The sequence below is a fragment of the Paenibacillus sp. P22 genome, from assembly GCF_000469945.2.
In the GTDB taxonomy this organism is placed as follows: Bacteria; Bacillota; Bacilli; order Paenibacillales; family Paenibacillaceae; genus Paenibacillus_O; species Paenibacillus_O humicus.
Genome location: NZ_CBRA020000087.1, coordinates 1 through 12,704 on the forward strand (window position 1 = coordinate 1; position 12,704 = coordinate 12,704).

12 protein-coding genes and 1 pseudogene are annotated in these 12,704 nt (G+C 47.2%); 2 read left to right on the forward strand and 11 right to left on the reverse strand.

From position 1 onward, the window contains the following. Positions 1–1,567, reverse strand: a 1,567-nt coding sequence (locus BN871_RS13660; RefSeq protein WP_048746637.1) for a histidine kinase dimerization/phospho-acceptor domain-containing protein, incomplete at its 3' end; no start/stop codon positions are given. A gap of 420 nt (positions 1,568–1,987) precedes the next feature. Here BN871_RS13660 and BN871_RS13665 point away from each other — a divergent pair. Beyond that, the gene (locus BN871_RS13665) at positions 1,988–2,731 is read left to right on the forward strand and encodes a hypothetical protein (protein WP_157060290.1); all 744 of its coding nucleotides are present in this window, start codon (positions 1,988–1,990) and stop codon (positions 2,729–2,731) included. Between the two features lie 290 nt (positions 2,732–3,021). Here the strand turns inward: BN871_RS13665 and BN871_RS27725 are convergent, their stop codons facing one another. The 7 genes from BN871_RS27725 to BN871_RS26915 form a co-directional block, all read right to left on the reverse strand. Next, the gene (locus BN871_RS27725) at positions 3,022–3,219 is read right to left on the reverse strand and encodes a hypothetical protein (protein ID WP_127508804.1); all 198 of its coding nucleotides are present in this window, start codon (positions 3,217–3,219) and stop codon (positions 3,022–3,024) included. Between the two features lie 74 nt (positions 3,220–3,293). Next, positions 3,294–4,157, reverse strand: a complete 864-nt coding sequence (locus BN871_RS13670; RefSeq protein ID WP_021878003.1) for an SDR family oxidoreductase — start codon at positions 4,155–4,157, stop codon at positions 3,294–3,296. A gap of 102 nt (positions 4,158–4,259) precedes the next feature. Beyond that, positions 4,260–4,676, reverse strand: coding sequence for an Rrf2 family transcriptional regulator (locus BN871_RS13675; RefSeq protein WP_048746644.1), 417 nt, complete (start codon positions 4,674–4,676; stop codon positions 4,260–4,262). 351 nt (positions 4,677–5,027) lie between these two features. Then, positions 5,028–5,744 (reverse strand): SDR family oxidoreductase, encoded by a 717-nt coding sequence (locus BN871_RS13680; RefSeq protein ID WP_048746639.1) that lies wholly within the window; start codon positions 5,742–5,744, stop codon positions 5,028–5,030. 24 nt (positions 5,745–5,768) lie between these two features. Continuing rightward, on the reverse strand, positions 5,769–6,800 hold the full coding sequence (locus BN871_RS13685) for an NADH:flavin oxidoreductase/NADH oxidase (protein ID WP_083436436.1): 1,032 nt from the start codon (positions 6,798–6,800) through the stop codon (positions 5,769–5,771). Between the two features lie 13 nt (positions 6,801–6,813). Further along, positions 6,814–7,278, reverse strand: coding sequence for an ASCH domain-containing protein (locus tag BN871_RS13690; RefSeq protein WP_048746640.1), 465 nt, complete (start codon positions 7,276–7,278; stop codon positions 6,814–6,816). A gap of 337 nt (positions 7,279–7,615) precedes the next feature. Continuing rightward, entirely contained in the window at positions 7,616–8,503 is an 888-nt protein-coding gene (locus BN871_RS26915; RefSeq protein ID WP_021877998.1) for an AraC family transcriptional regulator, read from the reverse strand. Positions 8,504–8,734: 231 nt separating this feature from the next. Here BN871_RS26915 and BN871_RS13695 point away from each other — a divergent pair, with 231 nt between their 5' ends. After that, complete coding sequence (locus BN871_RS13695) at positions 8,735–9,490, forward strand: SDR family NAD(P)-dependent oxidoreductase (RefSeq protein WP_021877997.1); 756 nt, start codon at positions 8,735–8,737, stop codon at positions 9,488–9,490. 300 nt (positions 9,491–9,790) lie between these two features. On the opposite strand, the gene BN871_RS13700 is transcribed toward BN871_RS13695, so the two are convergent. From BN871_RS13700 to BN871_RS13710, 3 genes and pseudogenes are all read right to left on the reverse strand, one after another. Beyond that, entirely contained in the window at positions 9,791–10,360 is a 570-nt protein-coding gene (locus BN871_RS13700) for a hypothetical protein (protein WP_048746643.1), read from the reverse strand. A 177-nt stretch (positions 10,361–10,537) separates the two neighbouring features. After that, a pseudogene (locus BN871_RS13705) lies at positions 10,538–11,528 on the reverse strand (tRNA dihydrouridine synthase). 539 nt (positions 11,529–12,067) lie between these two features. Next, on the reverse strand, positions 12,068–12,704 hold a 637-nt coding region (locus BN871_RS13710; protein WP_048746649.1), incomplete at its 5' end, for an ATP-binding cassette domain-containing protein.

A 12,704-nucleotide genomic window follows, 5' to 3' on the forward strand; every position in this document is an offset into this window, starting at 1 on the left:
CGGGATGGACCGGAGCAATCGACAGCGTCTCCATGACGAAGCCGGTCGAGATGTACAGATCGACGGGCCTGAGCTGCACCCGCAGCTCCCCGTATCGGATCCGGTTCATGTCGAGAATATCGTTGACCAGTCCGGCCAGCCGCCGTCCGATCAGATTCAGCAGCCGGATGTTGTCGCGGTGCTTGAAGTCGAGCGGGGCGTCGGTGTTGTCGAGCAGCGATTGCGACAGATTGACGATGCCGTGCAGAGGCGTCCGGAGCTCATGCGACGTTTTGGCCAGGAACTCATCCTTCTGCCGATCGTAGACAAGCAGCTGCTGAGCGAGCCGTTCGCTCTGCAGATAGGCCTCGCGCATCCGGTCCGTCATGAGAAAAGACTGAGACAATACGACGAGCAGCAGCGTGACGATCATATAATACGGACTGTCCAGAGCCAGCTGATAGCGCGTCTGGGCGAACACCCAGCTGATAATGAGAAAGAACGCTCCGAGCAGAATAGAGTAGATCCTCACCCCATGATGCCGATTGCGGAATATCGACGTGAAAATAAAGCCGAAAGCCAGAAGCTGCATCGCAATGCCCGGCCACATGATCGGAACCAGAAACTCATTCGGAATCGCCAGCAGGACGGCCAGAAACAGATAACTGACCCACAGGAACGCCTTCATCCGCTTGCCGGGCTTGTCCTCCAGATAAAGCCGGACGTAATAGATGAAAAATAAAATCGACATCGCCGGCAGGATGAAAAGCAGCTTTTGCAGCGGCAGAAAAGAGATCGACGGCAGCAGCGAAGCCAGCACAATCTCGTTGTCGATGCTGAAGAACAGGCCCAGCGACAGACAGAACAGGCTGAAGAAGATCAGGTACGGCTCCCGGCCCCACTGCCTGAACATGCCTGCGAAATAAATGCCGAAGACGAGCAGGGTGGCGACGAGAATCATGTCGGCCATCCGGGAATTGTCTCGCCGGTTCAGCACCTCACCGCTCAGCCCGAACTCCGGCGGCTGCACGAGTCCGCCTTGCAGATAGCGGTAGCTTGCCACCTGCACGATGATTTCAATGTTGCGGCTCTCGGCCTTGACCGTCCCGAAGAACGGCAGGTTGCTGGGAACAAAGTCTCCCGGAGCGATGTCCGGCCGTCCGCTGCCTCCAAGATCGTCGCCTGCCATATAGATGCGGCTGGACATGCGGATTTTCTTGGCCCTCAGGCTGTAAAAATCGGCATCGCCCACCTCCACCAGCAGCCGGTACGTTCCCGCGCCGAAGCCGTCGGCCGAGACGCTTCCCTTCCAGTTGCCGGGGACGCTCAACAGGCTCCGCTTGCTTTGCAGCTCCTCTCCATGGACGGCAAAATCACCGGGAGTCAGCAGTTCATCTTTATAAAACTCCCATTCGCCCCGCAGTGGAATGATTCCTTGCTGCGCAAAATCCCAATCCCTGGCGTCCAGAATCCCCCCTCGCGCCTCAGGGTAATCCTCGACGGGATGGAGCCAGTTGTAGATGAGCGCAGAGGTGGCGGCGGCAAAGATCAGGACCATGCCGATCAGCACGAACAATTGTTTCTTCATGGAGATGCGTTCCTTCCCGTTGCGAAAAAGAAGATTCAAAGAACGATGAATGGATTAGAGGCAGCCTGCCGAATGGCTCCCGATAAGCACTTTTGATTCCATACACGCCCTATTATATCTCAATTGTCCGTTTTATCCTGAATTCTATTTTTAGTCCACGACAAAAAAGAGGGGTTCAACCCCCCTCTTTTGGGGACCAGGCAATGCTTGTAAATATTCATTTATTCATTCGCTACCGGTCCATACAGGATTTTTACATATTTAGAGGAGGAAGCATGAATCAATCTGGACATGGTATTTTGAAAAAATGGTTTTTCAACTAACAAATACTCAAAGGATACGTCTATAAGAGTGAAGCATGAAGTAAGAAATCGTCGTTTGAAATAAAAAGCAAAGTTCATGAGGGAGTGGTTGGTTTTTATGAAGAAAGCAGTAGCAGCATCAATTGTCCTAGGTGTTCTAGCAGGATGCAGCACCCCGGCTTCAGAGAAAGATTCTCCCCCTTCAGCAATGAATAATGCCCGTTCGATGGCAAAGCCTGCGGCCACAGCTGCGGCACCTGACGCCAAGCAGATTCAGGTGAAATATACACCGTCTACGGTTGCCGCGCCGCTAACCAAAATCGACGATTTAGAAAAACCCCTGCAATTGACAAGTAAAGCGTTCGATGATTCCACGGTTGTGGTTTATGAAAAAAATGACGATGGAAAGTCAGTGTATGCAGTTCTCCAAACCAAAGAGGGAAGCTATGAAATTGGACAGATTGGGTACGAAGGGGCCATTGACTACTCCATAAATACTGTTGAAGCTTTGGGTCAATCCTATATTAAAGTGACCGGTACAGTTGGAGCCAATGCCCCGATATCAGATTATGTATCGCTCACCACTTCCCCGCCAGCCCTGTTGCATATCGAAGCAAATACCGTCGAGGCTGATCTGGACCAAGACGGGATCAAAGAAGTCGTCGCTACCGTAGGCACAGCAGCGGAAACAACACTCTACAAAACAGTGAACGGTTCGCTGGCAAGCGTAAATCTTAATGAGACCATGAATGCCAGTATAGTCATGTACGATTCGGAGACCAACATCTTCCAAGCGGAAGTTGCCAATAGTCAGCTTTCTAATTGGAAAATGAAGGATAATCAGCTTCAGCTCATTCATTAAAAGCCTTCGGGCTTCTTCTGCGAGAGCACCTTTATTCGTATAAATAAACTCTTGCTACAAATCGATGATTACCCCGATTTTCGACTCGACTTTAACTGTCACGACTTTGAGAATCTGTATCCTTCCTATCAAATAAAGTGAAAAATAAAGACGCCAGGATAATGCCTTGCTCCTAGCGTCACTTTGCAAATATCCAGAGTGTTCAGATTTACACTAATCATGCAAAATTCGGAGCTTGTGCTGGGTAAATAGAGTCTGCCAACGATCATTTTTTCACTGGGGACCGTTGATCAGCAAGCCCACGCTGTCATACAGCTGACTGCAACGATTCCATATCCCGTGTCCGCCACGCTCGGCGCGATCGTCAGGCTGTCTACCTCGCAGTCCACGCTGACCGCTTCCGTCCCTTGATAGACACTGTAAGCCACAGCTCCCTGCGCGGCATTCCAGGTCAGGACAGCTTGTCCGTCGCCCGTGCTGGCCGTCAAGATTTGAACCTATAAATCGAAAACCGACCTCACATTACGAAAGGTCGGTTTTCAATAAAGTTCAGTTATTTTGTTTAAGAGATTTCGTTCACTAGTTGAGTCAGGGCCTCGCTAATTGGCGTAGCTGGACGACCGAGCAGCTTTTCGAAATCATTGCTTTCGAGCTCCAGTGCGCCTTCTCGAATGGCTTGCTGGATACTTACGAGAATAGGGATAACGAAGTCGGGTACACCTGCGCCTTTCATGATGTCGGCATAAGCGGCGTCATCGACCTGTTGGACAGGCACTTCCTTGCCTAATACCGTGCCAAGAGCAGATGCCAGTTCTTCTTGAGTCATCAGCTTACCCGAAAGTTCATAAATGGTATTGTCGTGTCCGTTCCCCGCCAATACGGCTGCAACCGCCGCCGCGTAATCTTGCCGCAGTGCCCAACCCACTTTGCCAGATCCAGCGGAGGTCACCCAAGGAGCTCCTGCCATCACGCCTTGAATGCTCGCAATTTCATTCTCCAAGTACCAGTTGTTGCGTAAGAAGGAGTAAGGAATGCCCGTTTTGACGATGGCTTGTTCTGTGACACGGTGTACTTCAGCAAGGAATAACTTGCTTTCGTTTGCATTCGTTGCACTTGTATATGCAATGAATTTAACTCCAGCACGCTCTGCAGCAGCAACAGCATTTGTGTGCTGCCGAATTCTTGTTTCATTGTCTCCATCCGCAGAAATAATCAATAGACGATCGATACCTGCAAAAGCAGCATCCAATGTTTCTGGACGGTCAAAATCTCCTTGACGAACTTCTACTCCACGAACTCGCAATCCTTCTGCTTTCTCTGGATCGCGGACACTGACAGCCAAATCACTCGCCGGTACAGATTTCAATAGCGTCTCTACAACTATAGTTCCCAATTTCCCTGTCGCACCTGTGACCAACATTTTCATCTTCTATTCCTCCACTTATATTTTGTTGTAATACCCATTGTTATAACAGCATTAGTTACAACAAGTCTATAAAATAAAAGCTCTCTTATAAGGAGCTCTCATTTATTTGAACCTTGGTGTGAGTTGGCTCAAAGTCGTTTGCGCCAACCTGTGTTCCATAGCGGATTGAGCCTCATTCAACTCGGATTGGAGAACCGACTCAATGTTCGCCCCGACTGGACATCGCTCATTCGGATCTGCGTGAAAACGGAATAATTGGTTGTCTTCAATCACATTTACAGCCCGATAAACATCGAGAAGCGTAATTTCCTCAGGTGCCTTGAGTAGAGAAGCACCTCCAACCCCAGGCCGTACTTCCACTAACCCCATTTTTTTTAACATCCCCATAATTCTCCGGATTATAACGGGGTTTGTATTTACGCTGCCCGCAATGAAGTCCCCCGTACATTCGTTTGGACTGACCGCAATCAGGGAAAGGATGTGAACAGCAATAGAAAAGCGAGTGCTTATTTGTTTCAAGTGCATCACCACCGTTGTAACCATTATAGTTACTACCTAAAGTAAAGTCAATATCCGTGCCTAAAACTGCCCGTCCCTCGGTTTTAAGGGTTTATCTCACGTTCACTCCCTCATTCGCAGGATTTCATCACCTTGTGCGACAGGAGTCGGGAATCCGTTTTTTTTTAATCACTTGAGAATAATGGCATCGTCCACCGCTTTATTCTCCTATCCTCTAATCGAATGAATTATCCTAAAAATCAATCCTACGCCCTTTCGTTAAAGCTTGTTTGAAAAATAGGCCATGAACTCTACTCGCGTAGATATTCATGACCTTCTCCGTGCATCTTTACTATGTTTTACGTACTGAGTTTAGGACAGGAGAGCCCCGCCCTCAATCAGGATAACGGAGCCAGTGGTGAATCCGTTTTTCGCAAGGTAAACATAAGCTTCGGCAATATCTTCCGGCTGCGCGATCCGTCCGACAGGCAATTGGCGCGCAATGGCGTTGAACATGGATTTCCGGTCTTCCTCCGGCATGCCTGCGTAGACAGGCGTATCTACGATTCCGGGAGAAACCACATTGACCCGAATCGGGGCAAGATCCACCGTCAATCCCCGCATCAACCCCTCCAACGCCGAGTTGATCGCAGCCAGCGTGGAGGCCCCCTTCGGAGGCCGTTTGCCGTAAACGCCGGAAGTCAAGGAGATGGAACCTTCTTGGTTCAAATAGGGGATAGCCGCTTTAACGGTGATATACTGGCCCCAGAACTTGCTGTCGAAGGCAGTTTGCGCCTGTTCAACCGGCAATTCGCGGAACTCACCCATCGCGCCTTCGCCAGCGGTGATCACCAAGTGATCAAACTTGCCAACCTTTTCGAAAAAATCCGCGGCTTTCTCTTCACTCCGAAAATCCAGCTCGTAAGCTTCCACATTCCCGCCAAGCGTTTGTTTGGCTTCCGAGAGCTTGGCAGCGGAACGGCTTGCGATCACTACCTTGGCCCCTTCATCCAGAAATGCCTTGGCAGTCGATAATCCAATGCCTGATGTGCCTCCTACAACGATGACCCGCTTCTCTTTTAATGACATTCGGATTGCCTCCCTATTTTCCCCTTAATGATAAGCCCGCTCATATTGCTTTGGAATGGGGGCATATTCACTTCTAAGCGATTGAGCAGCATGGATAGTCCAGTAAGGATCTCGAAGCATGCCACGGGCGATCGCCACTAAATCCGCTTCTTCGCTGCAGACGACGGATTGGGCAAGTGCCGGGTCCTCAAGCATGCCTACAGCGACGACGGGCACCCCAAGAGCCTCCCGAATTTTGCGCGCAAAAGGAACTTGATAGCCTGGGTAGTTGCCAGGCTTTCTTTCCCCTACGGGTCCTTCCCCGCCAGAACTTACATGAAAAACATCTGCACCTGCTGCATGGTAAGCTTTAGATAACATTATGGCATGTTCCATGCCATAACCTCCATCCGCGTACTCTACGGCAGTGATTCGGAAAAATAACGGCATATCTGCAGGCATTTCCTTTTTGACCGCCTGTATGACCTCCACCCCAAATTTGGTCAGGTCTTGTCCATACGCATCTTCCCGTTTGTTCGTAAAAGGGGATTGAAACTGATGAATTAAATATCCGTGCGCCCCATGAAGCTCAATCATATCTACGCCTGCCTGTACAGCCCGGCGGGCTGCATCCGCATAGAGCTGTACCATCTGATTGATCTCATCGACTGTAAGTGCGCGAGGCATCTTATAGCGGGATCCCGGATATGGGATAGCGGAAGGGGCCACTGGCTCTTCAGCATCTTCCGCTTTTCGGCCGGCATGAGCAATCTGAATCCCGATCTTGGCCCCGTGAGCATGAACCCCATCAATAATTCGGGCAAATGCCGGAATATGGTCATCGGACCAAATCCCTAAATCAAAGTCGGTTATTCGGCCATCCGGCTCAACATCCGTCATTTCCATGATGATCAAGGCTGCACCGCCAATTGCGCGGCTAAGGTAGTGAACGTAATGCCATTCGTTGGGTTTGCCATCCCTGGCGGTTACGGAATATTGGCACATGGGCGCCATGACTACCCGGCTTTTCAATTGCAGCCCTTTAATTTCATAAGGAGAAAACAAGTGATTGGTCAAGTCAGAACCTCCATTAATGGATTATTTCCGTCGATCCTACCATCAACTCTTCGCCTATCGGATATTCCCATAGTCCCAGCTTTCCCTTCACGGGAATATAGGGCTTAAGCAGACGAAAACCCGCTATTTCCCACGCAAAATAACCTGGACTGTAATCGCCCAACAGGAAGTCATCCCCCGTCACGACCTCCCCGCAATCCAGAATGGCTGACGTATCATCAGCGTCGATGACTTGATAACAATTCGTAAGCTCGCAGGTTGCAAGGATAACCCCCGTAGGGAGGTTTTGTTCCGTATAGCCATTCTTGGCGAGCAAAGAACGGATGGGTTCATATTTGCAGGCCTGCTTGTCGACTTTCCGGCTTGCATGAATGGCCAACGGTCCGCGATACCGGGTCTTCCAGGATCTTGTTTCATAGAGTGTCTCGCCTTGGACAAGCAGAGCCGCCCACGGTTGAATCATGGATAATACTTTCATTCCTCTACGCTCCATTACGGTTCATAATGAAGTACTATTCCCCAAACATTCTCCAAACTTTCCTTGCCCCGCATAAAAAAGACGCAATCCCTCCGGTCGCATTAGACCTTCGGGATCAACCTCTGTTTCATACGCTCCCTTAAGCCTGAATTTCGTTTACGATTTGACGTAGACCCTCTTCGAGCGTCATCCACTTGTTGAACGGGATGAACGGGATAAAAGCCCTTCCATATTTAAGGAAGGGCTTGATCGCCGATGCGCCTTGTATTCAAACGTTTCTTACCAGCAGCGAACAGCACTCCACATGTGTGGAGTACACAAAAAAGAAGCCCGCTATCTAATCCCTTGTGCTTTCGATACGTCTTAGATTCTCAGTGTCCCGAGCTGGAGATGAACCGAAGAAGCGAGAGTATTCTCGATTAAACTGCGAGGGACTTTGATAGCCAACTTGATATGCGGCACTGGCTACTGGATAGCCCTCAAATGCAATGAGGCTTCTAGCCTCCAAAAGCCTTAATTGCTTTTGAAATTGAATAGGACTTAAACCCGTTGCCCTTTTAAACTGACGGTGAAAGGTATTTATAGCCATGCCAGATTTTGATGCCATCTCGCCAATGTCTATTGGCTTCATAAAATTATTGCGAAACCATTTTATACACTGGGGAATCTTAGATAAATTACTTTCCCGTAGACCAAATTGCCTCAGATACCATCCTTGTGGTCCCATTAGAACGCGATATAGGATTTCGCGCTCATAAGCTGGTGCAAGACCAGGAATGTCTCTTGATGTTTTCGATAAACGCAATAAGCGCAGCCATGCCTCCATAAATTCAATGTCCATTTCACAAGCTGCGAAATGCTCTGAAGCAGTGGGTAATTGATTTTCAGGAAGATCTCTCAATAAACTCTGAAGAACATTCTGGTTCAACATAAGACCAAGGGACATGTAAGGACGGCCCTCGCGGTCTGGATGTACACTCGCTTTTGCAGGAACATGCACCGGCAACACGTAATATGATGGCCCTTTCAGGTCAGTGCTGCGCTCCCCGATGGAAAGAACCTTTGTTCCTTGAACCGTAAAACCAATCATCGGCTCGTAGAGCGATGCGAGTTGATGAGCGGGGATGTCTCCCTTAATCATACTTAGCCCCGGTACTCCGGTTTCCATTTGTCGAGTATTTGCGCCGCTCATGAGATCAATAATTTCATCAAGGACGTTATTCATGCCCTTATTTTATCACACGACTTCATTGTCACTCAACACAGCTTTGAAATGCTTCGGCATTTTTAGACTCATCATAGGACATATATAAAGGATAATTGGGGTTGCACGAAAGGTAACGTGGTGGTTTTAGGCAATAAGATGGAATTATTAGATCTATGTTAATTCAACAGATGCGACTAAAATTGAAACTAGATCGAACATAAACGAACACAAAATTAGGAGGAAGATCTTATGAAAATTGCGATTGTAACAGGTGGAAGTAATGGCATCGGAAAAGCGACGGCGCTCGAGCTTGGCAAACGTGGAATTAGCGTCATTCTCACCTACAATTCCTATAAGGACCGGGCAGAAGCTGTCGTTAAGGAAATTGAGCAGATTGAAGGCGTTCGGGCTCTCGCACTGAAGCTGGATCTGACTCAAATATCAACATTCGAAGGTTTTGCTCTTGAAGTGAAAAAGAGCCTCCAAGACATCTGGAACAGAACGACTTTTGATTACTTAGTCAATAATGGCGGTGTCGGTGGGCCAATGATGCTCGCTGATATGAGCGAAGAATACTTCGACAAGATTCTTAATACGAACTTCAAAGGATCGGTTTTTTTAACAAAGCAACTTGTCGAATTCATGGAGGATGCTGGAGCTATTGTAAATACTACGAGCTCATCCAAAAACCAATCATTCCCAGGCTACTCCATCTACGGCTCGTTAAAAGCAGCATTCTCAAATTGGACTCGCTACATCGCCAAAGAACTTGGACCTCGCCAAATTCGGGTCAACGCAGTTTCGCCCGGTCCTACGCACAGCAATTTTGGCGATGGAGTATTCGACAAACATCCTGAATTCATTCAGCCGCTGGCTGAGCAATCTGTATTCGGCAGAATCGGCCAACCCGAAGATATTTCGAAGGTCATTGTGAACTTATTGTCTGATGATTTCGGCTGGGTTACAGCCCAGGACATTGAAGTGTCTGGCGGACATTTGCTTTAGTTCCCCAGGTGAAAAAATCAATAAATAGCCTGTATAAAAGGGTGTCCCATCGTCATTATCATGACTTATGGGACACCCCTTCATTTTGCGACATTCTCGGGATCGCCTATCAATTGCTCGCATCGTTCATCTCTAGCAGCTTTCCGTCTCGGTACTGCATCCTGTTCCCCCAACCGGCCGTCATTGTGCGAAATGCACCGCGATAGCCGGAGACAATCGAATCTGTCACATCTCATGTTCGAACCCTCAATCTGACCGACTCCACATGTGTGGAGAAGACAGTGTGAACAAAACTTATCTTCACAATGTGTTACGCCTTAGTTCATAGAAATACTGCACACTCGGATGCTTTAACTTCATCTTCTCGGACATGGTCAAGATCCGCTTTTTTCCAATCCTTCTGTCCACCAAGGCTAGGATATTCAATAAGATATCATTGCTATCTAAGCTTTCCTCTATAGAAGTAGATAAAAACTTAGTAGCCACAACGATAAAATTTGATTTGCTTAATGAAGCCTGCGCTGACAAAAGCTCCTTTGCATATTCTGAACTTATTCTGCTTCTGGCCATTACTTGTAGACGATCTTCCGGCACGGTCCCTTTGGCAGCTTTTCTAACCGCTTCAATATCGTCATTGCTGATAGGAATTTGAATATGTGGATCATTCTTGATTTCCAGCTCCGTCTGATACCATCTGATGAAGCTGGTTTTATCCATCATATTGAGTACATTCTTTTTATCTACAGAGATATAACAAATACCTGGTTTATCAGGTGAATAACGGTAACCAGGTGCGCGGTATTCTACCCTTCCTTCTAACGCAGGACAGAGAAAGCTCTCCAGTTGCTGCTTCAATTTGCTCCAGGACATGTAATCCCCTCCATATAAAAACAGAGGAAAGGATTGTTGGCTCTCCGGTTTGCCCCGTCTCCATTCATCCGATCCTCAACATCTTCAAGTGTTTTTTCTACTTTCTACGCCGAATTCTCCCTATCGAACTAACCAATCTATACCGCAATCGTCCGTTGCCTCACCTGACTTGGCCACTTAATTTCCTTTTTCCTCCGCCACATCATGCTCCTTATTTGCATATTCATTGAGCAGCGTACGCACTTCAGTTGTTGATTTCGTGTTCATTAAGCTATTTCTTAATTCGCTTGCCCCTCGAAATCCACGGACATATATTTTAAAGAATCGGGAAAGCGGTCTGAACGAACGTGGCTCCAGTTCTGAATATTGATCATGGAGATCTAGATGCAGCCTTAGCAAATCAAGCAATTCCTCACTGCTGTGATCCTTCGGCTCCTTCTCAAAAGCAAATGGATTATGAAAAATACCGCGCCCAATCATAATACCATCCACACCGTATTGCTCAACGAGCTGCAAGCCGGTCTGACGGTCAGGGATATCCCCGTTAACGGTCAGAAGTGTATTTGGGGCCACCTCATCACGAAGTTTCTTAATCTCCGGAATCAGTTCCCAATGAGCATCTACTTTGCTCATTTCCTCTCTTGTCCGCAGATGAATGGACAGATTGACGATGTCTTGTCGCAAAATATGGCTTAACCAGCCCCGCCATTCGTCTAAGGCACTAAAACCGAGCCTTGTTTTTACACTGACGGGCAATCCCCCGGCTTTTGCGGCCTGGATGATATCCGCTGCGGTTTCTGGACGGCAGATCAGGCCGCTTCCCTTCCCGTTCTCTGCTACATTCGCTACAGGACAACCCATATTAATATCGATGCCTCTGAATCCTTCTTTCGCCATACCGATGCTCATCTGACGAAAGTATTCCGGCTTATCTCCCCAGATATGGGCTACAATGGGCTGTTCATCCTCTGTAAAAGTCAAGCGCCCGCGCACACTATGGTTTCCCTCCGGGTGACAGTAACTCTCTGTATTCGCAAACTCTGTAAAAAACACATCCGGTCTGGCTGCTTCACTAACGACATGGCGAAAAACAACATCCGTCACATCTTCCATGGGCGCCAGTATAAAAAAAAGGCCGTGGTAAATCACGCCAAAAATTATCTCTCATATCAAAAACCTCTCTATCAATACTAGGAGAAATCCTTATTCCGAAGAGGTAAAACTCACTTACGGCATGTTAAAGCAAAGTATATTATAACCCCGAGAGAATCATAGTCAACCAATAGATTCAAAAAATAGAGGGTGCCCCCTCTTTACTATTTCCTCCAATAGATCTCCGTTTTACTTGTTCTTTTGTACTAACAGCGCCACGGACTCCACATGGGATGAGTGCTGACGGTAGAAAAACTAACTGAGATGCTAATAGTGTTCACCTTCAAGTTTATTCATATTTTTTCTCCTATTGAGCCGGAGAAAACACCTTAAGCACCAATAAAAGGTGCAAAAAATCTACATTATCCAACTAAATTAAAACCCACGAAGCTTGTAGCTAGAGTCGCTATGTGCATCTATCAATAGATGGAAAATACTCCGGCACCCGTTTAGTATGATCGTGAACCCTGCCAACGGACAATGAAAGGTTCACATGAACATTTACAACTTCAAACATTTATTTCAACCTCCGAATTTATATAAGAAAAAGTCACATTACAATTCGACGATTTTGGTAGCGATATTTTCACAAAATTCACTATCGTGCTCTACAAAAAGTATTGTTGGAGAATGTTCCAGCAATAGTTCTTCAATTTGCATACGGGAAATGACGTCAATAAAGTTTAACGGTTCATCCCAGATATGGAGATGTGCCTTCTCGCATAAGCTCTTTGCAATCAGTACCTTCTTTTTCTGTCCGCCGCTGAATGAAGACATATCTTTTTCAAATTGTATGCGTGAAAAATCGAGTTTTCTTAAAATCGCTTTGAACAAGCTCTCGTCAATCTCGTTGTGGCTCGCATAATCTGATAAGTTGCCCTGTAGATGTGAGGTATCTTGTGATACGTATGAAATTTTTAATTGACTACCTTTGCGAAAGGTTCCTGTAAAAGGGATATCCTCGTTAAGAATTAGTTTGAGAATACTTGATTTTCCCGAACCGTTTGGACCCACAAGTGTAATACGTTCTCCTTGTTCAATAGTAAAGGTTACGTCGTTGCATACTTTGTGTTCTCCATAACGGATGGAAACATGCTCTAATTCCACCATTTGCTTTTTGTTATAAACAAGTTGAGTGATTTTCAGACTTTCCGAGCTTTCGATGTTCTTCAAGAGTTTGGAACTTTCCTCA

Bases quoted from the DNA above. Each gene is read 5' to 3' on its own strand.
- BN871_RS13700 (WP_048746643.1), bottom strand. From the start codon at position 10,360: ATGTCCTGGAGCAAATTGAAGCAGCAACTGGAGAGCTTTCTCTGTCCT.
- BN871_RS13665 (WP_157060290.1), top strand. From the start codon at position 1,988: ATGAAGAAAGCAGTAGCAGCATCAATTGTCCTAGGTGTTCTAGCAGGA.
- BN871_RS13680 (WP_048746639.1), bottom strand. From the start codon at position 5,744: ATGTCATTAAAAGAGAAGCGGGTCATCGTTGTAGGAGGCACATCAGGC.
- BN871_RS13670 (WP_021878003.1), bottom strand. From the start codon at position 4,157: ATGAAAATGTTGGTCACAGGTGCGACAGGGAAATTGGGAACTATAGTT.
- BN871_RS13695 (WP_021877997.1), top strand. From the start codon at position 8,735: ATGAAAATTGCGATTGTAACAGGTGGAAGTAATGGCATCGGAAAAGCG.
- BN871_RS26915 (WP_021877998.1), bottom strand. From the start codon at position 8,503: ATGAATAACGTCCTTGATGAAATTATTGATCTCATGAGCGGCGCAAAT.
- BN871_RS13690 (WP_048746640.1), bottom strand. From the start codon at position 7,278: ATGAAAGTATTATCCATGATTCAACCGTGGGCGGCTCTGCTTGTCCAA.